27 protein-coding genes are annotated in these 26,042 nt (G+C 41.0%); 11 read left to right on the forward strand and 16 right to left on the reverse strand.

What is annotated here, in order from left to right; genetic code table 11:
• Positions 1–541 precede the first annotated feature (541 nt).
• The 5 genes from H6G92_RS01770 to H6G92_RS01790 all read left to right on the forward strand — a co-directional run bounded on the left by H6G92_RS01770 (position 542) and on the right by H6G92_RS01790 (position 4,589).
• Positions 542–1,621: a M4 family metallopeptidase gene (locus tag H6G92_RS01770; RefSeq protein ID WP_190890133.1), complete on the forward strand. Its 1,080-nt coding sequence runs from the start codon at positions 542–544 to the stop codon at positions 1,619–1,621.
• A gap of 177 nt (positions 1,622–1,798) precedes the next feature.
• Complete coding sequence (locus tag H6G92_RS01775; protein ID WP_190890136.1) at positions 1,799–2,098, forward strand: protealysin inhibitor emfourin; 300 nt, start codon at positions 1,799–1,801, stop codon at positions 2,096–2,098.
• Between the two features lie 150 nt (positions 2,099–2,248).
• Positions 2,249–3,073 (forward strand): alpha/beta fold hydrolase, encoded by an 825-nt coding sequence (locus H6G92_RS01780; RefSeq protein WP_190890138.1) that lies wholly within the window; start codon positions 2,249–2,251, stop codon positions 3,071–3,073.
• A gap of 152 nt (positions 3,074–3,225) precedes the next feature.
• Positions 3,226–4,128 (forward strand): DUF4437 domain-containing protein, encoded by a 903-nt coding sequence (locus H6G92_RS01785; RefSeq protein WP_190890139.1) that lies wholly within the window; start codon positions 3,226–3,228, stop codon positions 4,126–4,128.
• Positions 4,128–4,589: an antibiotic biosynthesis monooxygenase family protein gene (locus H6G92_RS01790; protein ID WP_190890140.1), complete on the forward strand. Its 462-nt coding sequence runs from the start codon at positions 4,128–4,130 to the stop codon at positions 4,587–4,589. The genes H6G92_RS01785 and H6G92_RS01790 overlap by 1 nt, the downstream gene beginning before the upstream one ends.
• A gap of 359 nt (positions 4,590–4,948) precedes the next feature.
• Here H6G92_RS01790 and H6G92_RS01795 read toward each other — a convergent pair whose 3' ends face one another.
• On the reverse strand, positions 4,949–6,427 hold the full coding sequence (locus tag H6G92_RS01795) for an amidohydrolase family protein (protein ID WP_190890141.1): 1,479 nt from the start codon (positions 6,425–6,427) through the stop codon (positions 4,949–4,951).
• A 117-nt stretch (positions 6,428–6,544) separates the two neighbouring features.
• Between H6G92_RS01795 and H6G92_RS01800 the strand changes: the two genes are divergently transcribed.
• The 3 genes from H6G92_RS01800 to H6G92_RS01810 all read left to right on the forward strand — a co-directional run bounded on the left by H6G92_RS01800 (position 6,545) and on the right by H6G92_RS01810 (position 8,875).
• On the forward strand, positions 6,545–7,339 hold the full coding sequence (locus H6G92_RS01800; protein ID WP_190890142.1) for an aspartyl/asparaginyl beta-hydroxylase domain-containing protein: 795 nt from the start codon (positions 6,545–6,547) through the stop codon (positions 7,337–7,339).
• Positions 7,340–7,430: 91 nt separating this feature from the next.
• The gene (locus tag H6G92_RS01805) at positions 7,431–8,438 is read left to right on the forward strand and encodes a zinc-binding dehydrogenase (protein ID WP_190890143.1); all 1,008 of its coding nucleotides are present in this window, start codon (positions 7,431–7,433) and stop codon (positions 8,436–8,438) included.
• A 38-nt stretch (positions 8,439–8,476) separates the two neighbouring features.
• The gene (locus tag H6G92_RS01810; RefSeq protein WP_190890146.1) at positions 8,477–8,875 is read left to right on the forward strand and encodes a nuclear transport factor 2 family protein; all 399 of its coding nucleotides are present in this window, start codon (positions 8,477–8,479) and stop codon (positions 8,873–8,875) included.
• A 43-nt stretch (positions 8,876–8,918) separates the two neighbouring features.
• Here the strand turns inward: H6G92_RS01810 and H6G92_RS01815 are convergent, their stop codons facing one another.
• The 6 genes from H6G92_RS01815 to H6G92_RS01840 form a co-directional block, all read right to left on the reverse strand.
• Positions 8,919–9,395 carry a hypothetical protein gene (locus H6G92_RS01815; protein ID WP_190890148.1) on the reverse strand — a complete coding sequence of 159 codons (477 nt, stop codon included), beginning with the start codon at positions 9,393–9,395 and terminating at the stop codon, positions 8,919–8,921.
• A 144-nt stretch (positions 9,396–9,539) separates the two neighbouring features.
• A complete protein-coding gene (locus H6G92_RS01820) occupies positions 9,540–11,936 on the reverse strand; it encodes a hybrid sensor histidine kinase/response regulator (RefSeq protein ID WP_190890150.1) in 2,397 nt (798 codons plus the stop codon).
• Between the two features lie 554 nt (positions 11,937–12,490).
• On the reverse strand, positions 12,491–13,072 hold the full coding sequence (gene hpsU / locus H6G92_RS01825; RefSeq protein ID WP_190890153.1) for a hormogonium polysaccharide biosynthesis acetyltransferase HpsU: 582 nt from the start codon (positions 13,070–13,072) through the stop codon (positions 12,491–12,493).
• Positions 13,073–13,098: 26 nt separating this feature from the next.
• On the reverse strand, positions 13,099–14,055 hold the full coding sequence (locus tag H6G92_RS01830; RefSeq protein ID WP_190890155.1) for a glycosyltransferase family 2 protein: 957 nt from the start codon (positions 14,053–14,055) through the stop codon (positions 13,099–13,101).
• A 67-nt stretch (positions 14,056–14,122) separates the two neighbouring features.
• Positions 14,123–15,055, reverse strand: coding sequence for a glycosyltransferase (locus tag H6G92_RS01835; protein ID WP_190890157.1), 933 nt, complete (start codon positions 15,053–15,055; stop codon positions 14,123–14,125).
• A 134-nt stretch (positions 15,056–15,189) separates the two neighbouring features.
• Positions 15,190–15,999, reverse strand: a complete 810-nt coding sequence (locus H6G92_RS01840; RefSeq protein WP_190890160.1) for a hypothetical protein — start codon at positions 15,997–15,999, stop codon at positions 15,190–15,192.
• Positions 16,000–16,215: 216 nt separating this feature from the next.
• On the opposite strand from H6G92_RS01840, the gene cobU reads away from it, so the two are divergent.
• On the forward strand, positions 16,216–16,788 hold the full coding sequence (gene cobU / locus H6G92_RS01845; protein WP_190890162.1) for a bifunctional adenosylcobinamide kinase/adenosylcobinamide-phosphate guanylyltransferase: 573 nt from the start codon (positions 16,216–16,218) through the stop codon (positions 16,786–16,788).
• 49 nt (positions 16,789–16,837) lie between these two features.
• Entirely contained in the window at positions 16,838–17,287 is a 450-nt protein-coding gene (locus H6G92_RS01850) for a hypothetical protein (protein ID WP_190890165.1), read from the forward strand.
• Positions 17,288–17,567: 280 nt separating this feature from the next.
• Here H6G92_RS01850 and H6G92_RS01855 read toward each other — a convergent pair whose 3' ends face one another.
• From H6G92_RS01855 to H6G92_RS01865, 3 genes are all read right to left on the reverse strand, one after another.
• Positions 17,568–18,287 carry a DUF4079 domain-containing protein gene (locus H6G92_RS01855; RefSeq protein WP_190890167.1) on the reverse strand — a complete coding sequence of 240 codons (720 nt, stop codon included), beginning with the start codon at positions 18,285–18,287 and terminating at the stop codon, positions 17,568–17,570.
• A gap of 208 nt (positions 18,288–18,495) precedes the next feature.
• Positions 18,496–20,157: a glycosyltransferase family 39 protein gene (locus H6G92_RS01860; protein ID WP_190890169.1), complete on the reverse strand. Its 1,662-nt coding sequence runs from the start codon at positions 20,155–20,157 to the stop codon at positions 18,496–18,498.
• A gap of 377 nt (positions 20,158–20,534) precedes the next feature.
• On the reverse strand, positions 20,535–21,329 hold the full coding sequence (locus H6G92_RS01865) for a GNAT family N-acetyltransferase (RefSeq protein WP_190890171.1): 795 nt from the start codon (positions 21,327–21,329) through the stop codon (positions 20,535–20,537).
• A gap of 232 nt (positions 21,330–21,561) precedes the next feature.
• Between H6G92_RS01865 and H6G92_RS01870 the strand changes: the two genes are divergently transcribed.
• Positions 21,562–21,729: a hypothetical protein gene (locus H6G92_RS01870; protein WP_190890172.1), complete on the forward strand. Its 168-nt coding sequence runs from the start codon at positions 21,562–21,564 to the stop codon at positions 21,727–21,729.
• A 16-nt stretch (positions 21,730–21,745) separates the two neighbouring features.
• Here H6G92_RS01870 and H6G92_RS01875 read toward each other — a convergent pair whose 3' ends face one another.
• The 6 genes from H6G92_RS01875 to H6G92_RS01900 all read right to left on the reverse strand — a co-directional run bounded on the left by H6G92_RS01875 (position 21,746) and on the right by H6G92_RS01900 (position 25,967).
• Entirely contained in the window at positions 21,746–22,666 is a 921-nt protein-coding gene (locus H6G92_RS01875) for an NAD(+) kinase (protein WP_190890173.1), read from the reverse strand.
• Positions 22,667–22,672: 6 nt separating this feature from the next.
• Complete coding sequence (gene nuoK / locus H6G92_RS01880; protein ID WP_006199065.1) at positions 22,673–22,978, reverse strand: NADH-quinone oxidoreductase subunit NuoK; 306 nt, start codon at positions 22,976–22,978, stop codon at positions 22,673–22,675.
• A gap of 59 nt (positions 22,979–23,037) precedes the next feature.
• Positions 23,038–23,652 (reverse strand): NADH-quinone oxidoreductase subunit J, encoded by a 615-nt coding sequence (locus H6G92_RS01885; RefSeq protein WP_190890174.1) that lies wholly within the window; start codon positions 23,650–23,652, stop codon positions 23,038–23,040.
• Positions 23,653–23,756: 104 nt separating this feature from the next.
• Entirely contained in the window at positions 23,757–24,341 is a 585-nt protein-coding gene (gene ndhI / locus H6G92_RS01890; protein WP_190890175.1) for an NAD(P)H-quinone oxidoreductase subunit I, read from the reverse strand.
• 139 nt (positions 24,342–24,480) lie between these two features.
• A complete protein-coding gene (gene nuoH, locus H6G92_RS01895; RefSeq protein ID WP_190890177.1) occupies positions 24,481–25,599 on the reverse strand; it encodes an NADH-quinone oxidoreductase subunit NuoH in 1,119 nt (372 codons plus the stop codon).
• A 179-nt stretch (positions 25,600–25,778) separates the two neighbouring features.
• Positions 25,779–25,967, reverse strand: coding sequence for a hypothetical protein (locus tag H6G92_RS01900; protein WP_190890180.1), 189 nt, complete (start codon positions 25,965–25,967; stop codon positions 25,779–25,781).
• Positions 25,968–26,042: the final 75 nt, after the last annotated feature.

The raw sequence follows: 26,042 nt of genomic DNA on the forward strand, positions 1-26,042 counted from the left end.
CATGGTGTCGACCAGTTAACCACTATCTTATGTTAACACTTCTCACATAAGATAGCCAAATTTATTTGGCATATTCGCTTATATCCCCCGGTTGGAAACCGAGGGTTTTACGCATCACACTTCATAAAAATTTTAGGTTTTGATGCCTGGATTTGGGATTTACCTGTCTCTAATAGGTATTTATAGCATTAACAGCTTGATAGTAACAAAACAGCAATAAATAACATTATTTCTCTTGATCAGAACTAATATATAAACGCATTAGGTCTGTGAAGGAGGTCTTGCTAACTGACGCAAGGTTTTTGGCTGAAACTTGCGGTAATTAAGCTTGCTTTATGTTTCTATGCAATATTTCCAAATCAGAAAGTACCCGTGAGGGTACTATCAATCCTCCACAGACCTATCCGAAAATACAGAGTAGAAAATTTTATTCATAAAGAAACCAGGGACACGCGATTTAGATTCATTTCTCTGCTCGTTTCAAAAGTGGAGTTCAACCCACTGTTTGCCATCACTTAGTTTCAAAAGGAGAATATCTTGGATGGCTCGAAATAAAAAGAAATCAGCCGGGTTTAAATATGAGCATCCATTTGACTCTAGATGCCCTATTTGTTGTATTATCCCGCCCCACATGCTGGAAAATGTCGTGGTGAATGGCAACCCCCAACAGCGGAGTTGGGCTTTTCATACATTAAATGTTTCGGCACAGCTTCGTGGACGGAGAGATGTCATAGGTACTGTATCATTTGCACCTTCTCCGGGTGAAAAGCGCCGCACCATCTACGATGCAAAAAATGGGCAGCAACTACCTGGCACATTGGTGCGAGGTGAAGGAGATCCACCAAGCAGCGACGTAGCAGTGAATGAAGCCTACGATGCTGCTGGTGCTACTTATGACTTGTTTTATGAGATATTCGATCGCAATTCGATTGATGACAAGGGGCTGCGTTTAGACTCCACCGTCCATTATGGCGTCAAATATGACAACGCCTTTTGGAATGGCGACCAAATGGTTTATGGTGATGGCGATGGAGAAATGTTTCAACGCTTCACAAAATCCATTGATGTGATTGGACATGAGTTAGCTCATGGGATAACTCAGTATGAAGCGGGATTACAGTATTATGGCGAACCTGGGGCACTGAATGAATCGTTTTCTGATGTCTTCGGTTGCTTGGTGAAACAAAAGACCAAAAATCAGACAGCACAAGAGGCAGATTGGCTGATTGGCGAAGGTCTTTTAGTACCGACTGTCAAAGGTGTTGCCCTCCGCTCAATGAAAGCACCAGGAACAGCATACGATGACCCAGTACTGGGTAAAGATCCCCAACCAGCCCATATGAAAGATAAATATACAGGTGTTGAAGATAATGCTGGGGTGCATATCAACTCAGGAATCCCTAACCATGCCTTTTATCTAGCTGCTGTTGAGATTGGTGGCTATGCCTGGGAAAAAGTTGGTAAAATTTGGTACATAGCCTTACGCGATCGCTTGCGTGCCAAAGCAGATTTTAAAAAAGCTGCCAACGTCACCATTCAAATTGCTGGCGAACTCTATGGTAATGACAGTCATGAGCAAAAAGCTGTGCAGAATGCTTGGCAAAAGGTAGGAGTTATCTAGGAGTTATGAGTTGTGAGTGAGGAGTTAGAAATAAATGGTCAATACCTTCTAATCCCTCACTCAACACTCAGGACTGATAAATCTGTTGTTTGTTGTTGCTAAAGTGGGAGGTGAGAACTATCGTCTCCCAGTCTTTGTATTTATCCCAACTAAATAGCACAACGGAGAGCAAAAAAAATGCGGATATCCTTTGAACGCACGGGTGGCTTTGCTGGGATTACCAAGAAAACAACCGTTGATACAGACACTCTCCCACCAAACGAAGCCAGCACACTTCCCCGACTGGTGGAAGCTGCTGATTTATTTAGGCTACCTGAACACATTACCTCGCCAAATCCTCAGAGCGATCGCTTTCAGTATAAGTTAACAGTAGAAGATAACGGCAGGCAGCATACCGTGACTGTGAGTGAAGCAGCATTGCCAGGAACTTTAAGACCCCTAATTGAATGGTTACAGAACGCAGCACAAAAAAGATAAAAAGTCAAAAATTACTCATACTCTTTATTGCCCTAATCAAAAATAAAAAGCATGAAGTAGCAATACGCAGTAGGGGCACAACATTGTTGTGCCCTCATCAATATTTTGTCTTAGCATCAATTAATTCACACTAAAATTTATAAGCATGATATGAATAAACCAATCAAACGAGCCTTTTTAGACACCGAAGACGGACAAATTCTTTACCGGATTGGTGGTGAAGGAGAACCTCTGCTTTTACTACATCAAAATCCCAGAAGCAGTGACGAATTTATAGAGTTAATGTCTATTCTTGCTCAGACAAGGCGTGTCATTGCTATGGACTTTTTAGGATTAGGTGATTCTGATAAACCTCCAAGACTTTACTCTATCCAAGACTATGCGAAAACTGTCATTGCGCTTTTGGATGAATTAGGTATTTCCAGTACAAGTATTTTAGGAAATCATACGGGTGCTTTTGTTGCCGGAGAAGTGGCAGTAGCATATCCCCAAAGAATAGATAAACTTATATTATGTAATGCTTTTGGCTTCGATGAAGAAGGAAAAGAAGCGTTATCAAAGAGATTTTCGGATGGTTTTAAAATAAAAGCAGATGGCTCTCATCTCATGGAAAGATGGTCAGCCCGCGCCCAATATGTAGGCTCTCCAGAATTAAATCAACGTTGGGTTTTAGACGATTTAAAAAGCTCTGGCTATCCTTTATATGCTATCTGGGCTGTACAAAACTACTGTCTGGATGCACCAACAAGATTTCAGTCGATCAAATCTCCCACCTTGATTATGTGGGGAACTGAAGATATGAAAATCTTTGACAGACTTGGTTTAGCCAAGGTAGAAAATAGATATTTTGTTTCCAAAGCAATTCCTCATAGTAAGGTAGTTGAAATTGAAGGCGGGACAATCTGTATGATGAACCAATTGCCTGAAGAAATATCGCAGATAGTAATGGATTTTCTAGATAATACACTTATTTAAAATGTTAAAGAGTAAGTTGTCAGAAAAAATATTAAGAAAAAATATGAGTTAATTCAATCAGCATTAAAAATTCATTTACATTGTTGTAAAGATGATTTACTGTGTTAGTGCCCCATACGTTTTTAAGATTGGCTGTGTGAGTTCTAAATAACATGGAAAATAAAAAAAATTCTGCACGTGAACAAGAGGCTGACGACTTTTTGCATGTAGCATCTGTAAAAGAGGATTGGGGTGGAGACGGTAGAGGGCGCATGAACCTATCAGGAAGGCGCACCGCGATCGCTAAAGAATACCTACCTCGTCAGTACCAATTCTTTGACACAAATACTGTACTAGAAAAGCAAGGGTGGAGAGTTAGTGAACTGCCAGAGAATGTAGTAGCTGGAAGCCGTCGATTACTTACTTGGCATGACAGTGGTGCATCAACCTCAAGAGTTGTAATACCACGGCAGTTTGAAGCACCGTCTGGCTTCTTTAATTCTGATTTGGAGATTTTCGTGCTTAGGGGTGCAATCCAAGTGGGGGAGTGGCAGTTAAGCAAGCATAGCTACTCTTTTATCCCCGCAGGAGTCAAAGTAGGCCCTTGGAAAGTTCTGGGTGATGAGGAAACGGAAATCCTCTGGATGGAAAACGGCTCTCTCAAATATAAATATGCACTAAACGATCATCCAGATGCTCGACTACGTGACTTCATCCCAGCATTGGATAGTAAATTACTACCTTGGGGCAAGGCAGATACAGTTCAGTTTGTGCAAGCAAATAAGAAGTGGCTAAGGAAAGATATTAACGGAGGTGGAGTATGGTTGCTCACCATCTTGCCGCATTTTGATAATAAATATCAAATGATACAACCATACAACGAAGAGGGGTATTGCTTAACGGGGTATTGTGATGTAGGAGATTATCGAATCGTAAAAGATCATTATTGGTATTGTCCTAGCTTTAGTACTCTTCCCAGGCATATCAGTGATGATGGCGGTTTATTCTTTGTTAGAGTTGATAGAGATTTATCACAAGTTGCAACAGTCCTGTCATACGCACCTGGAGATACCTAATGATTACACCAAGTAATTTTTTTGGTATTCTTTGTGGATTGACGGTTTCAGCTTTGATTTTGCCACTGGCTTCTTTTGCACGAGTTGAAATTCTTACAGTTTCAGCACAACCTATGCCAAATAATACTGCTGCTACCCAATCCAAGAAAGTAATAGCACGTATTTGGCATGGTACAACCCTAACATCAAAAGCAGATGAATACTATGTTTATTTGGTAGAAGCTGGAATTAAAAAAATTGAGTCAATTCCTGGTAATTTGGGAGTGCAAGTACTTCGCCGCACAGATGGAAATAATACAGAATTTACTGTTATCTCTTACTGGGAATCACGGGATGCAATTCGCAAGTTTGCTGGTAACGATATTGAAAAAGTCAGATTTCTTCCTAGAGATAAAGAATATCTTATAAAACCAGAAACTACAGTTAAACACTTTGATGTCATGCTAGACGATCGCAAATAATTTTAGATCAAAATGTAGCGACCGTCTGCGCGTAACATGGAAACATGAAGGCAGAAGTTGCTACAGCCTGCGCGTAACACGGAAACGTGAAGACGGAAGTTGCTACAGGGAAGGCAGAAGTTGCTACAGCCTGCGCGTAACACGGAAATGTGAAGACGGAAGCTCTTACAGTGAAGACGGAAGTTGCTACAGACTGCGCGTAACACGGAAACGTGAAGGCAGAAGCTCTTACAGGAAAGACGGAAGTTGCTACAGGGTAGACAGAAACAGTATTCCCCTAGTAGAAACTATATTAAATGTTAAGCGATCATAAAAAACCGGAGTCTTCTAAAGTATTTTTCACGTCAATCATTGTGTGCTTACGAATAGTGGGAGCGTTTTAAATAACGTCCAGTAGGTGAACCTAGAACTTGTCCTTTGTTATAAATCAGATTTCCCCGCAAAAAGGTACTCTTCACCCGTCCGGTTAACTCGGCTCCTTCAAAGGGTGTATAACCTTGTTGTGACTCCGACTCAGCAGCATGTACCACAAAGGTTTCATTTGGATTTACCAACACTAAATCAGCATCATAACCAATAGCAATATCACCTTTTTCTAACAAACCAAAACGCCGCGATGGGTTCCAAGATAGCAATTTAGCCATGTGATTGTAGGACATCCCCCGCTTGCTACCTTCACTAAATACACCCGAAAGTAAATATTCCGTACCGCCAAAACCAGACTTTGCTAACCAAATATTATTCGGGTCTTTAGCACTTCTTTTTTGTTCAGCAGAACAGCAAGCGTGGTCACTAACTATCCAATCTACTTGATTGTTTAGTACTGCTTGCCATAAGTATTCCACATCGGCACGGGGACGAATAGGAGGGTTGACTTTTGCCCAAATTGAATTGGGAGTATCAACATCTAATAACAAATGTCCAACAGTAACTTCTCGCCGAAAGTTGATATGAGGAAAAGCAGTCTGCATAGTCAAAGCTGCTTCCATTGCTTTACGCGAACTCAGGTGCAACAAATTGATATTTGCACAGTTAGTCTCATGCGCCAAATAAGAAGCAATGCAAATTGCTAAACCTTCAGAATGAGGCGGACGCGCTGCACTGTAAGCATGTAATCCGCTAAGACTAGAATCGTTTTCAACTATTTTGGTGTAGGCGTTGAGAATTTCTGCAACTTCGCAGTGCAAACTCAAGCTGATAGTATCTCGCGCTTCTGGATGTTTTTCCATCAAGCGAGTTAGACCACGCATAATAAATTCAAAATGGGCGAAGTCGTACCGTTCCTCTTTATTAATCATCAAGAAGAGGTTTTGCTGGTCTGACAAACCATGCAAGCCATAACCGCCATAAAACATGAAAATTTTAAACGAAGAGACACCGTGTTCTTCAAACAATAGAGGTATTTCGTCGATATGCTGGCTGGCTATAGGTGCGATGTGATAACTGTAATCTACAAAAAAATTACCTGCGGATAACGCCAATACCTCTGGAAAAAAATCCCGGTAGGAGCCGCCTTTGTTGAGATAATACTGCCCTGTACGGATGTAATTCAGGCTGGTAGTCACGCCTCCCATTGCGGCTGCTTTGCTTTCAGTCACAGCATCTTTGTCCAGAGGTTGATAGATACCAATGTGCATGTGGGCATCCACGACCCCAGGAAAGCCGAGCAGATTTTTGCCATCAAATACCTCTTTAGCTGTGTCTGGGCTAATATTAGGGGCAATCTGAGCAAATTTTCCATCCTTAATGCCTAAATCAAGTAGTTCGATTGCATCCTGATGGGGACGAACTACCCGCACATTTTTGATAATTTTATCTAATACGGGAGTTTCAGACACAGTAGACCTCACACTAAAATGAGTTTAGTCAGGAATTCCAACATCGAATTGGGGCGAAGACCAAATCCCATTATTATATAACGGTTTTTTATGAAATCATCTTCAGGAGAAAAGACAATGGAAACTTTTAATGAGTATCATATAGACCCAAAAAATTTTACTTTTCTCAAAAGTTTTGAAGAGAACTGGCAAGTGATTAGAGATGAGTTTACACGCTTTATTAATAATGCATCTGATGAAGAGTTAAAGTTAACTTATGAGATTTTGGGGCCTAAAAGTCAAACAATTAAAACCAAGGGTGATGCAAAATACAGTGCTTTTGGTATTTTATTTCAAGGTATGTTTATTGAAAAATATATTCAGGCGCATCAAATACAATATCCTGATTATGGGTCAGATGATGCATCACAAAAAGCACTTATATTAAGAGAGAAATACTTCCCGAATTTGGCTAAAGTAATAGAAAAAGTCAACTTTAGCGATGATGGAATCATTAGAAATGTGTATTTCGGAACATTCCATCCAGGCTTGGATATAAAGCTACATGTAAATTATAACCCTCACATGAACCGTGGCTATTTAGGATTAATCGTCCCAGAGGGAGATGTGGCTATGAAAATATGCCATGAGCAACTTTATTGGCATGAAGGAAAATTCCTGGTTTTAGATCACAGCTATCCACACTGCCCGCATAATTATACCAATTATGATAGAACTGTCTTGGTTGTAGACTTTTTTAAACCGGATAAATCTATAGAGGAAGTTATCCGATTTGAAAAAGAGCAAGTCACAAAACGTATGCAAGATAATCCTTATAGCTTAGGCGTTTTTGGTAAAAGCGATAAAGCTAAAGTAGAAGATTTTATTAAGTATGGTTTAGCTCATCAACTAGAGTGGGATAAAGCTTTATAAGCTGAGTGTAATGCACTTTAGATTGTTGATGGTGCGTTAGCTGAAAGTATAACGCACCCTACATTTATATTTCTTAAATTAAGATGGGTAAATGAACGCAATAGTTTACAAAAAGTTAATAGCAAAGCAACTTAATCAAGATTTTAAATCTGCCATTGAAATTGTCGAAATTCCTATTCCTCAGCCTGCGTCTAGTCAACTTTTAATTCAAAACAAGTTTGCTGGCGTTAACGGTGGCTTTGACACATTACTTTGTCATGGGGTGGTTCCCTATGTTAACTTGATTCCTCCCTTTGATTTGGGTGTGGAAGCAGTGGGAAAAGTTGTTGCTGTGGGTGAAAATGTTAAAGATTTTCAAATAGGTGATGCTGTAGTAACTACCGTCCGTGGTGGCGGCTATCGAGAATATCAGGTTATCGATGCAAACTTAGTAGTGAAGGTGCGGGAAGCAACGCCAGAGTTGCTAACACTAATGCCTACAGGTGTATCAGCTTTAGTTGCATTGGAACAAGTGGGGGAGATGAAAAGTAATGAAGTGGTTTTAGTTACAGCTGCCGCCGGGGGAACTGGTCATATTGCAGTGCAATTGGCAAAGCTAGCTGGGAATCATGTTATTGGTACTTGTAGTTCTGAGGCGAAGGCAAAGTTACTAAGGGAATTAGGGTGCGATCGCATTATCAACTATCGCACAGAAAACCTCAATCAAGTCCTCAAGCAAGAATACCCCAATGGGGTTAATTTAATTTTCGACTGTGTAGGTAAACAAGTTTTTGATACCTGCGTTGAAAACTTGGCAGTGCGAGGACGGTTAATAGTAGTAGGTTTCATATCCGAATACGCAATTGATGTAGAGCAAATTACACAACCACGAATTTATCACCAGCTATTTTGGAAAGCTGCTTCTGTGAGAGGCTTTCTCATGCCTCATTATAAAGAACATATGGCAGAGGCACGCGATCGCCTTTTAAACCTGTTCTACACAGACAAACTCAAAGTTGCCGTTGACCCAACCCAGTTTCAAGGCATAGAATCAATACCCGACGCTGTAGAATATCTTCTCAGTGGTCATAATTGTGGCAAAGTAGTGGTGAGGTTTTAAGTAACACCGTATTAGTTTATATCCAGTGGGGGGTGAGAATGATACAAGATTCAGAAAATACTTTAAAAGTTGCTCGGCAAGCATTTGATAATCTTACGCATGGTATGGCAACAGGAGAGTGGGAAGCATTGTTAGATATGCTCACAGAAGATTTTACCCTTTGGTTTCCAATGGGAAAATTTCACGGCTTAAACGTCGGAAAAGAGCGAGCTAGAGAATTTTTTGAGTACGTTTTCGAATCCTTCAATCCTGGTTTGAACCTGACTGGTCTAGACCGTGTTACTAGCAATGAAACGACAGCTGTTTTTGAGTTTCGGGATGAGGGGCTTTTGTTCGGACAGCTTTACAAAAATCGGGTAGCAGTTTCTTTTGATGTGCGTGGAGACAAAATTTGTGGCTATAGGGAATACTTCGGCAGCGATGGTAAATCCTATTAAATAATTCGTAATTACAAATTACGAATTATTTAATACACTTTTGTTAGTTCCTTTCAGGGTTGAGTTCGTTGATTTCTCTGCATTTAGCCTCTGCGGCTTGATATGCTGCTAAATAGTCTTGACCACCCAACATCACATCACCATAATATTCATAAGGTGGATCACCATAGATTGGTAATGGATCATCTTCTGGATAATCTTCTTTCGATTCTTCAATAATGGCTTTCAGTTTTTTAACGGTCAGCCTTTGTGCTGCAAAATACCAGAGTTCTTGGGGATTTTTGTTTAGGTGCGGTAATGTGGGATCGATAATGCGGACATCCGAGGCGTCGCCTATCTCAATCCAACTGTGTTCAATCGGTCTGTATGGCTTTCCGCCAAAAGCTAAAAATCCCTGAATATATCTTGCTCCCTCAGTGGATAATGCTGCTTTATAAGCATTATCAAACGGAGTGCTAGCTCTGCTGTTTATGCTTTCAGCAATTTTGATTGACAGCGTTTCATCCAATAGTTTGTTCATCAATAGCAAGGATTAGAGCAGCCATGAAAACATATTACCACTGCTGCTTACCATTTTGCTTGACCAAACAGGGCATTGGACAAACAGGGGATGGGGCAGAGGGAAAATAACTAATAACTCATAACTCATGACTCATGACAAACTCTACTTTGTATTAATCACCATTTGTAAATTTCTTAACAAGTCGCTTGAGGTGTAGGGCTTAGACAAAAGGAGTTTGACATTATTACCAAGCATTCTAATCATTTCATGATTGGAGGCTAATCCACTAACCCCAATAATTTTGATATCTGGATTAATTTTTTTCAACACATTGATAGTTGTTGGCCCATCCATAGATGGCATCATCATGTCAACCAAGACCACACTAATTTCTGGTTGATGTTTTGTATATAGTGCGATCGCCTCAATACCATCGCTAGCTAATAGAACTTTATAGGCATTTTTTTCTAACCAGGTTTGAGTAATCTCTCTAATTGAATCTTCATCATCAACAACTAGAATCAATTCTCCATGCCCTGCTGGTAATTCATGATCTCCACATAATTTACTGTCTATCTCCATCGTCTGGGTGACGGGTAAGCAAATTTGAAACTCCGTGCCTTTGCCTACTTCAGTAACTACATTTACAAAGCCGCCGTGACTTTTGATAATGCCAAGCACTGTTGAAAGACCAAGCCCTGTGCCTTTACCTAGTTCCTTTGTTGTGAAAAATGGCTCAAAAATTCTATCTACTATTTCTCTTTTAATTCCTATACCTGTATCACAGATGCTAATCATCACGTAAGAACCCACCTTAGCATCAATATTCATCCGGGCATAGTCGCTATCAATCCAGAAATTCTTCGCAGAAATCTTTAGGATACCGCCATGAGGCATGGCATCACGAGCATTAATACAGATGTTCATCAGCACTTGATGCAGCTGAGTAGCATCGCCAAAGATATTCCATAGGTTTTGCTGAGGAACATCGATGCGAATTTCAATAGCTCTGGAAAATGTTTGCTTAACAATATTTTCAATTTCTGAAATTAAATACCGCACCTGTAAGGTTTTAAAATTACCTACAGATCCGCGGGAAAACCACAGCACTTGTTTAACTAAATCTGCTGCACGTTTAACGTTTTTTTCCATAATTGTTAGCCATTGCTGACTTTTCTCATCTGGGAGTTTTGCCTCCAAAAGTTGCACTGTCATCATCATAGGTGTCAGTGCATTGTTGAGATCGTGGGCGATGCCACTTGCTAAGGTGCCAAGACTCTCCATCCGCTGGGCCCGGAGAAACTGCGCTTCGAGTTGTTTTTTCTCTGTGATGTCGGAGTTGACAATGAGGATGGATTTGGCTTGCCCTTCATCATCATTTACTAGTGTCCAGCGGCTAGCAATAATCATCTCTTTACCTTGTTTTGTGACTTGATTTAACTCACCTTGCCACGAACCATGTTCAAATAGAGTTTTCTGAATGTTTTTCAGTTGGCAAAATTTTTGCTTTTGATATAAAAGCTGATTAGCATCCTTATCCAGTGCTTCTTCTGCCATCCAGCCATAGAGATGTTCAGCCCCTTTATTCCAAAATTGAATTTTGTGAACCAAATCTTGAACGAGAATCGCATCTGTGGTGATATCGAGCAAAGCGGCTTGCTCACGAATTTTCTGTTCTGCGTTTTTGCGTTCGCGTAGCGCAGCTTGCTGTTCGGTAATATCAATTACAAAGCCCGCCATTCGAGCAACCTTGCCTGTAGAGTCTAAAAAGATATACCCGTTGTCTTCAACTGTGATGTAAGTGCCATCTTTGCGACATATAAGAAATTCAAGGTGGAATCGCTCTTTTGTGGATAGAACGCGGTTAATTTCTTCGTTAAAGAAGTTTCTATCATCAGGATGAATCAACTCTAGCCAACGGTTTAAACCTCCTAACATCTCAGGCATAGAGTAACCTAATATTCCCTCTACATTGCCACCATATTTGATCTCATTGGTATGCAGGTTCCAGTCGTAGAGAATCTGACCACTCGCTTGAATTAGTGCTTGATAGCGATTGTTCCACTCGTCTAATGCAGCTGAATGACATCGAAGTTTTTCCTCTACCCGCTGGCGCTCCAAGATTTCCGCCTCTAAACGTTTATTTTGCTCTGTGAGTTTTTTTGTGAGGTTTCGTAAACGTAAATGGGTATTTACCCTAGCTAAAACCTCTTTATGTTCTAGAGGTTTAGTTATGTAATCTACTGCCCCAAGATTCAAACCTTTAATTTTATCCACCTTGTCAGTCATGGCAGTTATGAATATTACAGGAATATCTTGAGTAGCTGGATTTGTTTTCAAAAGTCTACAAGTTTCAAAACCGTCGATTCCTGGCATTAATACATCCAATAAAATCAGGTCAGGTGAGGCATATTCTGCCATATTAAGTGCAGTTATTCCATCTTCAGCTACTAAAACTTTAAAGCCGTAAAACTCTAAAAAATCGAATAATACTTCTAAGTTAATAGGAGCGTCATCAACTATTAAAATGACATTGTTTTCATTGTTGTTAAAATTCATACTTGCCTCTTATTAAATTTATTTTAAAAATTATCGAATTTGTTTGCCTTTAAAATCTTTGGCAAGTTGACGAATATGGATGGCAAACGGCACTTTATCACCTACTCGTTGGAATGGCAAATAATTTTTGCTAATTAGACTATCTTCTGGCTGATTTGGTATATCACATCTTCTGCCAAGTTTTTAGATCCAAGCAAAAAGATTGAATTAAAAGTAAACTATTTCCTGGAAATACCTACGTCTATAAAGTAAAGCTTATAGGTAGGAAACATCAGCCCAGCTATGTGTGTAAAAAGTACATAGCCTCTGAGTTAGAGCACTACAAATTGAAGGTTCGGTGTAGGCGTAGGTAATCCTACGCTACTTGCAATTTTAGCTTGATGATTCACCTATAGCGCTTCTCTTTTGGATGCAATGCAATACACGACGATACACGGTAGAGAAAGCAATCCTGTGCTTCTACGAGTAGACTGTGTTCTATGCAATTGAGAAATATGTAGAAAATTTAAGGGCGCACAGCTAGTTGTGCGCCCCTAATACGTTTATCCATCAAATTACGGGGTTGTTGGGGGATCAAGTTTTATCCGAACTGTCTTGGGACGACAGGGGCTTCCCCAACAAACCTGCCCAGAAGGCATATTACTAAAAACACTACTACGAGCGCCAATCACAGCATTAGCCCCGATTTGCACCCCCGACCCAACAAAACAATCTGCTGCTACCCATGCACCATTCTCAATGGTGATACTCGCTGTTTTCAACCCAAAGGCAGGGTCTTGGATATCATGACTACCAGTACATAGGTAACTTTTTTGGGAAATTACGCAGTGTTCACCTATGTGGATCTGATCGAGGCTGTATAAAACTACGTTATCTCCAATCCAACTGTAATTCCCAATGGTAACTTTCCAAGGGTAGGTGAAGCGGGCGGTGGGTCGAATTAATACACCTTTACCGATACGAGCGCCAAATAGTCGTAGCAAAGCACAACGCAGAATATTTAACGGTTGAGGAGTGAGGGGAAAGGCGATCGCTTGTATAAGCCACCATAACAAAATATACCAAGCTGGACGCCCACGATCAAACCAAGATTGGTCATATTTGCGTAAATCTACAAAAGGTTGATCATTAGTCATTAGTCATTTAGTCATTTATCACTTAGTTAGGAGTCAATGGTCAATAGCTTTCCCTCTACTCCTCTGCTCCCCTGCTCCCCTGCTCCTTCCTTCGGGGTAGTTGCAGTATTTAAGTGACCACCACAGTTGCGTAATTCGTAGAGTTTAACGCCAATTTGATATTCATATTGACTCAGCAAGCGTGCATAGATATATCCGGCTTTGCCATCCAAAAAACCACGTTGAATAATATAAAATAAAACAAACCGTAAAATAGGTTTAAATGGCAGGTGTACCCACACTTTTTTCAGAAAGCGCTTGCGTTGAACTGCATCACCAAATAGATTAGCACCGATAGTACCGCTATCGTCTTTACCTGTGAGAATATTAAAATAAACGCTGGCTTCCCAGTTTGAATAGCGGTTGTGCCGTTCTAACCAGTGATAAAGGTCGCGGAAGTCCTCGTGGAGCATATCATTTTTGAGATACCCAACTTTCCCCTGCAAAATCACGTGTTCGTGAACTTCGTTATCACCAGTATTGGCAATATCTTCTGTATGTAGGTTTTCGTAGCGACCTTTTTTATGCTGAAATAAACGTAGATTCCAATCTGGATATTTGCCACCATAGCGAATCCATTTTCCTAAGAAAAATACGCGGCGATTGAGATAATAACCTGTATATTCATCATTTTGAATTGCTTGGTCAATTTCTTCCCAAAGTTCGGGGGTGATGCGCTCATCGCAATCTACAATCAGCACCCATTCGTTACGAAAAGGGAGATTATCTAAAGACCAATTTTTCTTTTTAGGCCAGCGTCCATTGAAGTTGAATTGCACGACATTTACACCGTGACTTTTAGCAATTTCAATGCTGTTATCGGTACTTTGAGAATCTACTACAAATATTTCATCTGCTCTGGCGAGGCTAGCGAGGCAGGCTGGCAAGTTTGCTTGTTCGTTTTTTGCGGGAATTAAAACAGAAACTGGTATTTTAGATGACATATATTTAGGAGTTAGGAGTTAGGAGTAAAGCATTCTGAATTCTGAATTCTGACTTCTCCATTCTTCTTTATTTCTTATTTGATGTGGATAAAAGACCTTGAATAGCAGCATTTAAGTAACCAATCTGACCGTAAGCATATACAAGTTTGTCAAACCGTTCTGCTGGGTCAGAAAAATATTGCAATGCCTTATACAAGCCGCGCACAAACCGTTCGCTACCTCGCTGCAATTGAGCGATTCCAGCTTTACCAGTGAGTTGTTCTCTATAGCATTCACTGATCCCCTGCCACCAACCTCGGTTTAAAAACCAGGAGCGTTGGAGGCGTTCTGGGGCAACATTGTGAGCAACTAGCGCTTCGGGAAGATAAGCGACTTGCCAATTGCGCTCTAGGGCAAATTCGGTCATTTGCAGTTCTTCATTTGATAATAGATTTTTCCCCACTCGACCGAGGTGAGGATCAAAACCGCCAATTTCTTCTAGGAAACCACGACGGATGGAGTAATTTAAGCCTCTGGGTGTTAAGCCAGGTTGCTCGATATAGATGATACTGTCACCCAAATCGTATGCACCTAAATTTGCAGCTAGCCCTGGAGATAACCACCGTGGTTGCTGGATTCCCTCGGGCCAGATGAGAGTGACTTTGCCACCTGCGATCGCTAGTTTAGAGTTATTGTAATAGGCAAAATATAAAACTTGCAGCCAGCCCTTGCTCGCAACGGCATCGTCATCTAGATAAGCAAGAATATCACCATTAGCTACTTTTGCACCCGTGTTGCGGGCGACAGATAAACCAATGGTGGGTTCAAAGACATACTTCAGGCGCGAATTGTGGGCCCTTTGTTCTACAACCTCACGGGTGCGATCGCTAGACCCATTATCAACTACCACAATTTCAAAGTCAGCAGCAAAATCCTGCGCTAAAAGACTATCAATTGCAGCCCCTAAATAGGTATCTCGATTGTGGGTACAGATAATGGCAGAGATTTGGGTGTCTGGCATAGATTTTATTTTGGATTTGAGATTTGGGATTTTAGATAAAAATCTTAAATCCAACGCACACCTGCTGAGAGTTAATCTAAACCAAAAATTACCTACCTACCAACCGAGTTTCTTCGGAAATAATCTTTAAAACTTCACGTTTGTTGAATATGACTGTGTAAAACTACAAGTGTTTGGGCTAGTTGACTCAGGCGGGTTTCCAAAGATTGCTTGCGCCCCAGCAGTTGACGTAACTTTTGGTAACGAGCGATCGCCATACTAACATTGGGAACCTGATCTGCTGGACATGGGCGCGACCAAACTTTACCAGCATCGTCCACGCCACAAAGGCGGTAGCCAGTAATAGATGATTGATAAGATACTTTCCCACCAGTAGCGCAAATTTCTTCTACGTAGTTCATCAGGCGATCAACTTCTGCATGGCGCAGTGTTGCGGTTCCTCCCGGTTCTGGCTCGGTGGAATTAGATTCTAACCAGCCATTGACAATTGGGCCTTCTAAGTAAATATCCTGAATTTGCTTCAAAATATTTTGCAGTTCTATTTGCCAACCCGCGACAGTTTCCTGAATTTCTTGCAATAGATTCATCGCCAATGCTGGATTCGCTCCGTGACGATGGCTACTAAAGGTCGGAGTTTTCAGCTTGGGTAGGCTGGGTGTTTTGCCACCATTCTCTTCTGCTTGAAAGGTCTGCACAGAGTCATGCTGAGGAAAGAAATTTTGTTCAGAAGGATAATCATTCTCAGTATCTCCGCCCAAGTCAACTGTTTGTCCTTCCTGAGAGGATGAAGTCTGTGTACTTTCTGTGGGTTCGTTGGCTCCGACGCTGATTCTAAAAGAAAAAGGCCGTTTTGTCGTCGTATCAACTGTTTCAGCGGCAGAGGCAGTGCCGCGATTCCCTAAATCGTGTAGAGTTGCTTCAATGCGTTTTAAGCCTGCGTTCATAAAGACATCCTAAAGTTTGCTGTCCCCAATGGTGTTGAATAATTGAAAATGGGGTTGTTGGGATTTTTGGCTTTTGCCAGTTAGGGCATCAATGATGCTGGTGCTAATTTTATCCCTTAAAAGTTATTTGAAACTAAAAATTTTACCGATGAAGTAAAAAACTGTGGTGATAAATTGCAACCGTAGGCATATTGTTAAAATATTCAGGTAACAACGTTGGGTAAAATCATCTTAGTAACAGGGCCAGCACGATCTGGTAAAAGTGAATGGGCGGAAACTCTGGCCATGCAGTCAGGAAAAGCAGTTGTTTACGTAGCAACAGCCACCGATAACCCAGATGACCAAGAATGGCATCAACGCATTTTAGAACACCAACAACGCCGTCCCCAAGACTGGGTGACTTTATCTGTACCTGTAGAACTGTCTGCTACCATCGCCGATGCCAAACCATATACCTGTCTTTTAGTCGATTCTTTAGGGACTTGGGTTGCTAATCTCTTAGAAGAAGACGAATCTACCTGGGAAAACATCCTTGCAGAGTTATTAGAGACGGTGGATTTGGTTGCTGCTGATATGCTGTTTGTAGCAGAAGAGGTGGGTTGGGGTGTGGTACCAGCTTATCCGCTTGGGAGGACATTCCGCGATCGCTTGGGTTCTTTAGTGCGCAAGCTAGGTGTACTCAGCAATACTGTTTATTTAGTTACTGGTGGTCATGTTCTCAATCTCAGCATCCTTGGTTACCCATTACCAAATAGAGGCGGAGGAGAAGTGAGAAGTCAAGATTCTTAATTAATTCAAATTACTCCAAAATCTAAGATTTAAAATCTAAAATTGTAATATGGCAAGCAAACAAGAAGTTAGAAGATACCTCGCCTACTGGTTTCAGTTGGGTAAGAAAGTGATTACGGGCAACGGTAAGGCAAGCTTTTTGCCCCAAGACGCTCGCGGACTCGCTAAGGCTCCGCTATCGGTGCTAGATGGCGATCGCTATAGTGAAGAATTTGAACAGTGCTGGCAAAAAATTCTCTCACCGGAATCGGGTGATTGTTACCTAGAGGGTACACATGAAACCATTGCTGAACTGTTGACACCAGCATGGGATATGGTGGCTTGTGGCCGTTGCAGTATGCCAGTAGCCGCCCGAAACGTCGGGATGCCGGCGTTGTTATGCCCGTGCAATGATTTACCTAACTGGCCTAATACCGAATTACCAGCACCGCGAGAGCCAATTAAGACTCAAGACCAACTCAAAACAATTCGCGATCGGCTGTTAGATAATATTGCATAAACAAACAACCAAGTTGTAAATCTGATAAGTTTTCTCTAATTATTTGATTATTTTAATTTTTCCTGTAGTGGCTTTTAGTTCCATTACAGGATTTTTACCTATCTGTAATAGGGACGCACATCTGTATTCTCTCGTGTTTTGGCTTCCAGTTGATACCAATTCACGAACGAAAAACCTGATACGGAAGAAGCTTTCACATCCTCATCTTGCTACAGATAACTCTGGGGAAGGCGCTGGCTCCCCTATCAGTTGGATATTTTTTTATTGGAAGTCCCTGAGTTCACTTTGGGACTTGGAGATTTGGCGTTGGACAAGTTTTATTAGCAAAATCACACTGATAAATATAGGGTTCTTGCCAACTCACGGGAATTTCTAATAAGTCTCGCGTTCCTGTCATACCTTGTCCAATAAATAGCAACAAAGCAATGCAGTTTAAAATCGTATGGACGATGCGCCATCGATTGGACTTATCTTGATAAATATCTTGAACAATTGCCAATGAAAAAATCATTAGCAGTGCTGCGGTAATGCCAATATAATAATGTGACCAATACCACTCATTGGTGCGACGATATACTCCATCCTGACAACCTAATATTACTAAACCTGCACCAGTTAACGTAGCAAAAATTGCCCGCCATACTCGCTGCTTTGCCCGATAAAGTAAAACTAAAGAGGCGATAGTAGCAGCAAATATTAACAGAATAAAAGCAAACTGAAAAGGTGTTTTATTCCATAACTGATTTGTGATAATATTTTTGCCTATAGGGTAGCTTAATCCGATTAAACTTAATCCGACAACTGCACTTGTTAGTCTTTCACCTAACTCCTTATGTTCTCCACCCACCACTGGAGGAATTTTGCTCTTACTCCCAGATAAAATTTGCAATCTGCGTTGGCGTGTTTGCCAAGCAAAATTAACCACTATACCGATGAGTGGGAAGACGAATATAACTGCGATCGCTGGATGTAAAAGACGTATAAAATCTGTTATTTCCATACAACACCTTTAAATTAATCATTAAATTCATGTCAAATGGCAATATAAAGCATTTTACTATCACTTAAATTAATTTCAGATGAGAATCTGTTGAATATTTATTTAATTGTGTTATTGTTAAATTTTTAAAAAAGCAAATATTTTAATAATTTATAACTTTTGTAAATACTTTTTCCACCCATATACATGAAACATATACATTACCACACTATAAACTTGCAGATAACTTATTATTAGGTAGAATATTACGTCGGCGTAATTTCGTAAATTTAGCCAATTTCCAAACTGAATAATATTTATCACTGTAAACAATATCTGTCTTTAATTTATACTTTTTTTCGATTTTTTCATGCCAAGTGTCTGAAGGATTTAATAAAAATACATCAGCAAAACCATCAGGGATTTTAGGAATTTTTTGGTTGTTTACCAACAGAAAACGGACTTTTGGTTCTAAAAGATAGCTGAGAGAAAAAACATTCCCATAATTATTGCCCAAAGCATCACTAATCAAAAGTGGGCGAGTTGTCTGATTGATGATTTGGGCAACTTGTGGATTGCCATAGCTCATACCCTTATTCCACCAAGTTTCTGCCTGGGAACTCACCTTAGAAGAAATTAGACCACAAATAATCACTAATGCCATGATTATGTGCCAAATGCTCCGGCGTGACAAGCTCCCATTATATAGTTGCGTAGCTAGTAGGTAAGCAACAGTCACTTGGATTCCTAAATAAGATGGTATGAAATATGCTTCAGTAGATGATTGTATACCCCCAGCACTTGACAGTATTAGGGGTAGTGCTGGCACTACAATCAATGTGATGAGAAAAAACCAGACTTTATAATTAGTTGTTAGACAAAGAAAATAAATTGAATATCCTAACAAAATTAAAAAAGTTGGTGTAATTAAATAGTTAAAATAATTATCTGGGCTAAGGTCTATATCAAAAAAAATCCTGCTTAACTGCATCAGCAAAAATGGAAAAACAGGCGTTAAGTTTGGCTGTGTTATTGTCTTATCTGCTGAAATCAAAAATTGAAAAAAGTCACCCATTACAATTGTTATCCAAGGCATGAAGGCTAAAAAACCTACCAGTGATGCTAAAAGATAAGTTCTGACAGTTTCAGTCAACTGAAATTTGGCAGTGAGCATCACATAAATTCCGTGAGCAACTGCTACAAATGCACTCCAAAGAAATGTATAAAGACTAATAGCTAAAGTTACTGCATAAATGCTCCAAATAGCGAATAAATCTGGTCGTTGCCGTTCTTTCACATGCTCATTTTTATCTTGTGATTCCAGCCGCATTGCTCGCAACAGAGACGCACTGGATAGCAATATGGTGACTAACCAGAGAATATATTCTTGTGCTTCTTGGGCATAAACCAAGTGAATTGGAGAAATTGCCATGAGTGCGATCGCTACACCAGGAACCGATAATGGTACATTAAATAATTCTCGGCATAGCCAATAAACACAAGGGAAAACCAGCAAACTGATGAAGGCAGATAAACTCCTAATCGCCGTCACCGAATTACCAAATATTTCCATCCACAATTTGGCTATTATGTAATAAAGCGGTGGATGGTAAGGATCTTCTTTTGCCAAAGTCATAATCGTGGCATTTAAGCTTTTTTGTTTATTTGCACCTTGAAACTGAGCAAAGCTTTCTCCTGTAATGACACGATTATTAAAAATTTGCTGTTTTGCTTGATTAATTGTGTAACCAGAAATTCGCAATGAGGTATAAATTTCATCATGACAGAAAACTTTGCCATCAAGGTTAAAAAACCGAAACAATATACCCATTGCCAATAAGAAAATAATTAAAAATCGCAACCAACTCGGAGCAAATTTGAGATGGCGCATAAGTAGTTTGTCCAATAATTTTTCTAAAATAATCTATTTAGGTGCACTGGGTGAAGTGCCATAGCTACGCCCATTGTAGACATCGCTAGTAATTCTGAGCCTGTTTATCAGACATTGCAAACGTGCTTTGACTAAGAGTCATTTGATTTGAAATATTCGCAATAAATACCTCTCTTCTATTAACTCTGAAAACAATTGCACAAGGTTGTATCAAATACGGCAAAACTGACCTTAATTTTACAGATGAGATGTAGATGGAGGTAAAATATCACAAGTATTCCTATTCTTACAGTCTGTGTTGTGCACTAGCAAGAGCACAATAGGCGGACTTTGTTCCTGTAGCCGCGACTGAGCGTCGCTAGGACAAAAGAGAATTTTTACAATATTTGGTAACGCCATCTACCAAAATCTTTACTATTAGATATAGTTAAAAAATCAATAGTATTAAAGTGTCTATCAATGGCTGGAATACTGCATATTTTAGCTCCAATATTCAAGTATGCCTGCAAAATTTTAGGAATTTCAACATTATATGGATCTGGACAATTTTGAGATATTTCTAGACAAGATTGTGGATTGGGATAAACCAAAATACTTGGATGCATCAAACCATTTTTCTGAAAATAATCATAAGCGCAACTAGCTTGCGAAGGACATTGTGTTAGTAATGATGCACAGCCAAAAAAATATTGGTTTCTACTCCAGATGAGATAATTTGCTAGCCCTTTCCATAGTAATAAAAGTGCCTGACTGTTGCGGTATTCTTTAGCTATACATGCACGCCCAACTTCAACTGATGCTTGAAGCACAGAATTGGGAATCGCATTAAGATTAAATATATCGGCAGCATCAAAGCCTAGTGTTTGAGAAGCCATTGTATAGGTTTGCATCCGATAAGTTCCAATGGTTTTACCCGTTTGTTTGGAGATCAGGATTAAATGATGGCAAACCGCATCAAACTTATCTATATCCATCTGGGTAAAGTTAGAAGCAGAAAATCCCAAGCCTAGTTCAAGATTAAAAACTTCAAAGCGCAACTGGAAAATTGATTCTAATTCTTCTTCAGTTGATGCCAGGCGTAGGATATATTTTTCAGTTTGAAGGACGGGAAAATCTTCAAGAGGCGGAGGAGGATTCAGTTGGTAATTGATGTTGCGTCCAGAAACTTCCATCTATCTTCCTACTTAGATTTGCGAAAATATCCTACTAGGATTTAGGCACTATACAAATAGCTCACATTATGCATTAATGTGTCGAAGCGTGATTGAGACGGTTTTCGCTAAAAGAACCTCTAGAGAGCTTTTTTACTCTCTTGAATTAGAGGTAGAGTGCTTTTATTATGGACATTAATTCCGAAAAAATCTGGCAATAAGATACAAAATTTTCCTTTGATATACGCTATAAATGCAAGTCAGCAAAGAAAGTCAAAATCAGGGCAGAAAGCCCCCGGATAAATCCAGGGGCTTGGATAATTTTAGCTGCGATGTTTGCAGTGAGCGTAGCGATCTCTCTCGCCTACGGGGGCGGGTATGCGATGTCTACGACGGGCTACGCCTAAGCAATCTGCGGTAAATGCACTCTACAATACTTAATTACGGTGATTATTGCTGTAGCGAACCCTTGTACCTGCCCAAAGCAACTTCTCCCGCAGCGTCTGATAGTAGGAATTGTTCTCGCGCAAAATAATAAATTTAGCCCGACAATCTGCCATCCGCACATCAACGCGGTGTCCCGGCCAAATTGAAGTCCCCAATACCCCATCTGTCCACAGTTTGGTACTCAAATCGTAATCGCCCAAAGGCCAAATACTTACCACAGAACCAGGGGGCAAAACGAGGGGGCGACTAGAAAGGCTCATTGCACAAATAGGAGTGATGGTAATCGCCTCCATGCCATCATGCATAATTGGCCCATTAGCAGAAACAGTGTAACCAGTAGAACCTGTAGGAGTAGCAATGATTAACCCGTCTCCGACGTACTGATCGACTACCTCACCGTCAATTTCCATTTCCAGAATTGAAGTAATCATCCGGTCAGCGGAGGCGGGTTTGACGCAAAATTCATTCAAAGCCAGGTAATGCTCACTCACTGGTTCTAAATTAGACCCATGACCCTCATACACCGCAGCTTGTAACATCATCCGCCGTTGGATAGCATAGCGATCCTCAAACAGTCGATCCCAAATTTTCTCAGTATCCTGAAACTCTTCTACTGACTCAGTTAAAAACCCCAGATGACCTCCCACATTCACTCCCAGAATAGGGATGCCCGCTGGGGCTAAATGTCTGGCACCAGTTAAAACAGTACCATCGCCACCGAGTACCAAAGCGAGATCGATTGGTTGGCCCGCTGAAGCCAAAAAGACAGGATAGGGGTTGTCTTTTGGCCCGCTAGGCCCCATCAACACATGGCACTCGCGGCTTTCTAGTTGTTTAGCACAGATTTCTGCCCATTCTTTACTTCGGGCATCCCGCGCTTTATAAGCAATGATTACCTGCTTGAGTTGCACGCACAATTACCACTTCAGGAGATTAAACTGCTCCATATCGACGGTATCGCGGTTGCGATAAATGGCAAGCACGATCGCTAAACCCACCGCCGCCTCGGCTGCGGCCACGGTAATCACAAATACTGTGAAAACCTGACCCTTAATTAATGTTGAGTCGAGGAAGTTGGAAAATGCCATTAAATTCAGATTAACAGCATTAAGCAGTAACTCAATTGACATCAGCACCCGCACAGCGTTGCGGCTGGTAATTAAACCGTAGATGCCGATACAGAATAAAGCTGCTGCTAGTAATAGAAAGTACTGGAGTTGCATGAATCTGAATATCCCTCCTGAAAAATCTGGCTATTTATTTACGACCTGAGTAGTAAATATTACTCTTTTGTTTCGCTGGTTGTTGATACCAGTTCTCTGGGGCGTTCTTGCAAAGTCAAAACAGTTTGCCCCAGTTTGGATGGTGTCAACAGGTCTGGCAAATACTCGCGGCGTGCCAAAATAATTGCTCCTACCATTGCTATCAGCAGCAAAATGGAAGCCAATTCAAAGGGTAGTAAAAAGTCAGTGAAGAAATGTTCTCCAATTAAAATGATAGAACTTTCACCACCCGCCACAGGAGGAGTTGAGTAGGCCCAAGGAGTAGCCAGAACCATTGTGCTTAAAAGACCAAACAATCCTACACTGACTAAACCAGTCAGTAATTTCCGCACCCAAGAGTTGGGAAATGCTACAAAACTCTCCCGCTTGTTCACCAACATAATGGCAAACAAAATCAATACGTTAACCGCCCCAACGTAAATCAGTATTTGTGCAGCTGCAACAAAATCAGCATTTAGCAACAGGTAGATTCCCGCTATGCTGATGAACACGCCGCCTAGCATAAAGGCTGAATAGACGATGTTGGAGAACAGCACCACACCAATAGCTGCCCCAATCATCATCACACCCAATATGCCAAGCGATACAAACTGTACTCCTTCTGCTAGATTCACTGTTTTTTGTCCTTAGTCATTGGTCATTAGTCATTGGTCATTGGTCATTGGTCATTGGTCAATTGTCATTAGACAAAGGACGAAGGACAAATGACAAATTACATTCATTTTTCTGTTTGTTCCACCAGGTCTTCTGGACGCGCACCCGCACGTGGTGCATCTGCGGGTAGTCCATGTGGTTCGAGGACGCCCTTGGGTAGGTAAACTAGTTCGCGTAGTGGTGTAACCATTGGATCATCTGTTACCTTGTAGGGCAGACGACCTAACGCCACGCTGTCATAGTTCAATTCATGGCGATCGTAAGTGGAAAGCTCATACTCTTCTGTCATGGATAGACAGTTAGTTGGGCAAAATTCCACGCAGTTACCGCAAAAAATACAAACCCCAAAGTCAATGCTGTAGTGATTGAGTTTTTTCTTTTTGCTGGCTTTGTCGAATTCCCAATCTACTACAGGCAGGTTAATCGGACAAACGCGAACACAAACTTCACAGGCAATGCACTTATCAAATTCAAAGTGAATCCTACCGCGAAACCGTTCGCCAGGAATCAGTTTCTCGTAAGGGTACTGTACGGTAATCGGACGCCGCCGCATATGATCGAAGGTGACAGAAAGTCCCTGACCAATGTAACGCGCAGCTTGTACTGTTTCTTTGGCGTAATCACCAACTTGTTTCAGGAACTTTAGCATTTTTTGTCTCTCTTTTAAGGGGATAAAAGTTAGGAGTGAGGAGTTAGGAGTGAGGAGTTAGGAGTGAGGAATGAGGAGTTAATTAAAAACTCATAACTCATAACTCATAACTTATAACTCCTAACTCTTAACTCTTTCATTACCCGCCGAAGGCGAAGGGAAAGGCTAGTTTCAGGGCGGCAGTTAATAGGAGATTAACCAAACCAACTGGCAACAAAAACTTCCATCCTAAATCTAACAATTGGTCAATCCGTACCCGTGGCACTGTCCAGCGCAACAGGATGGCGACAAACACTAGTAAATAGGCTTTGAACACGGTCATCGTGATCCCTAAAGCAGCAGTTACTATCTGGAACACGGGATTTAGTTCACTGACTCCCAGCCAACCAGCGATGAGGTTGAGGGGAATGGGAAAGTCCCAACCGCCCAGGTAGAGAATTGCTACTAGTAGGGAAGAAAGGATCAAGTTAACGTAAGAACCCAGGTAGAAAAGACCGAATTTCATACCTGAGTATTCAGTTTGATAGCCTGCGACGATTTCTTCTTCCGCTTCTGGTAAGTCAAAGGGTAATCGTTCACATTCAGCTAGGGCGGCTATCCAAAAGATTAGGAAACCGATTGGTTGTCGCCAAATGTTCCAGCCCAGGATGCCGTAGCCAGACTGTTGATTGACAATATCAACGGTGTCGAGGCTGTTAGACATCATAGCGATCGCTAACACCGCTAACGCCAAAGGAATTTCGTAACTAATAGATTGCGCTGCTGCCCGCAACCCCCCTAAGAGGGAGTATTTGTTATTAGATGCGTAGCCAGCCATTAACAAACCAATCGGTTGAATGCTTGATAAGGCAATCCACAAGAATACGCCCATACCCACATTGCTAATTACGATGTTCTGCCCAAAGGGGACGATCAGGAATGACAGAAACACCGGAATCACAACAATAATTGGACCAAGGGTAAACAGCCAGGGGTCAGATTTGGCTGGTACTATATCTTCTTTAAATACCAACTTCAATCCATCCGCTACAGGTACTAGTAACCCAAAAGGACCCTGGTATTCTGGTCCAATTCGCTGCTGTGCAGCGGCGGAAATTTTTCGTTCTAGCCAAGTAGCGACTAATACCCCCACTGTTGCCCCAATCAGCATCAGTATCATTGGCAGTGGCATCCAAATTGCTTTGGCTGTTCCTGCTGGTATACCTAAATCCCGGAGGGATTCAATAAAAGTTCCTTGGAGGTCAATTCCTGAGTTCATGTTTCCGCTCTTTAAGACATCGAGTCATGGTGAATCACAACTATTAGTTAAATTAATACCTGTAAATTCACCCATTTATAATTTTTGCCCAGATGACGCTTGATTGAAGATTTGTCGCTAATTCCCATGCCTAGTATATCCTTGGATGGTTTTAGCCCTCTGAAGCGAGATGAGAACTTCTACTTATGGTTGGCATTGAGATTGGCTAATAAATCCTCAGAATTTGGGGAGCAGGGGAAAACAAGGGAGAAAATTTTACTTTGTCCTCCTTGTCCCCCGGCACGACAACACAAATACTCCGCTTCCCTTTTGGCAACGGTTGTCTGCTTTGTGAAATTTTCTGCTTCCCCAGAACTGGGGACTGACATGACTTAGTAATTTTAGACTGTCGATTTGAGATTTTTTGGTAAAAGCACCTTGTTTTCACTAAGAAAAAGAATCCA

Source organism: Nostoc foliaceum FACHB-393 (assembly GCF_014698505.1).
Lineage (GTDB): Bacteria > Cyanobacteriota > Cyanobacteriia > Cyanobacteriales > Nostocaceae > Nostoc > Nostoc foliaceum_A.

Coding starts and splice junctions, on each gene's coding strand:
- H6G92_RS01860 (WP_190890169.1), bottom strand. CDS start 20,157: ATGCGCCATCTCAAATTTGCTCCGAGTTGGTTGCGATTTTTAATTATT.
- H6G92_RS01770 (WP_190890133.1), top strand. CDS start 542: ATGGCTCGAAATAAAAAGAAATCAGCCGGGTTTAAATATGAGCATCCA.
- H6G92_RS01840 (WP_190890160.1), bottom strand. CDS start 15,999: ATGAACGCAGGCTTAAAACGCATTGAAGCAACTCTACACGATTTAGGG.
- H6G92_RS01815 (WP_190890148.1), bottom strand. CDS start 9,395: ATGAACAAACTATTGGATGAAACGCTGTCAATCAAAATTGCTGAAAGC.
- H6G92_RS01785 (WP_190890139.1), top strand. CDS start 3,226: ATGGAAAATAAAAAAAATTCTGCACGTGAACAAGAGGCTGACGACTTT.
- H6G92_RS01805 (WP_190890143.1), top strand. CDS start 7,431: ATGAACGCAATAGTTTACAAAAAGTTAATAGCAAAGCAACTTAATCAA.
- H6G92_RS01800 (WP_190890142.1), top strand. CDS start 6,545: ATGGAAACTTTTAATGAGTATCATATAGACCCAAAAAATTTTACTTTT.
- H6G92_RS01810 (WP_190890146.1), top strand. CDS start 8,477: ATGATACAAGATTCAGAAAATACTTTAAAAGTTGCTCGGCAAGCATTT.
- H6G92_RS01855 (WP_190890167.1), bottom strand. CDS start 18,287: ATGGAAATAACAGATTTTATACGTCTTTTACATCCAGCGATCGCAGTT.
- H6G92_RS01850 (WP_190890165.1), top strand. CDS start 16,838: ATGGCAAGCAAACAAGAAGTTAGAAGATACCTCGCCTACTGGTTTCAG.
- H6G92_RS01870 (WP_190890172.1), top strand. CDS start 21,562: ATGCAAGTCAGCAAAGAAAGTCAAAATCAGGGCAGAAAGCCCCCGGAT.
- hpsU (WP_190890153.1), bottom strand. CDS start 13,072: ATGACTAATGATCAACCTTTTGTAGATTTACGCAAATATGACCAATCT.
- nuoK (WP_006199065.1), bottom strand. CDS start 22,978: ATGCAACTCCAGTACTTTCTATTACTAGCAGCAGCTTTATTCTGTATC.
- H6G92_RS01790 (WP_190890140.1), top strand. CDS start 4,128: ATGATTACACCAAGTAATTTTTTTGGTATTCTTTGTGGATTGACGGTT.
- H6G92_RS01830 (WP_190890155.1), bottom strand. CDS start 14,055: ATGTCATCTAAAATACCAGTTTCTGTTTTAATTCCCGCAAAAAACGAA.
- H6G92_RS01820 (WP_190890150.1), bottom strand. CDS start 11,936: ATGAATTTTAACAACAATGAAAACAATGTCATTTTAATAGTTGATGAC.
- ndhI (WP_190890175.1), bottom strand. CDS start 24,341: ATGCTAAAGTTCCTGAAACAAGTTGGTGATTACGCCAAAGAAACAGTA.
- H6G92_RS01865 (WP_190890171.1), bottom strand. CDS start 21,329: ATGGAAGTTTCTGGACGCAACATCAATTACCAACTGAATCCTCCTCCG.
- H6G92_RS01835 (WP_190890157.1), bottom strand. CDS start 15,055: ATGCCAGACACCCAAATCTCTGCCATTATCTGTACCCACAATCGAGAT.
- nuoH (WP_190890177.1), bottom strand. CDS start 25,599: ATGAACTCAGGAATTGACCTCCAAGGAACTTTTATTGAATCCCTCCGG.
- H6G92_RS01900 (WP_190890180.1), bottom strand. CDS start 25,967: ATGTCAGTCCCCAGTTCTGGGGAAGCAGAAAATTTCACAAAGCAGACA.
- H6G92_RS01780 (WP_190890138.1), top strand. CDS start 2,249: ATGAATAAACCAATCAAACGAGCCTTTTTAGACACCGAAGACGGACAA.
- H6G92_RS01775 (WP_190890136.1), top strand. CDS start 1,799: ATGCGGATATCCTTTGAACGCACGGGTGGCTTTGCTGGGATTACCAAG.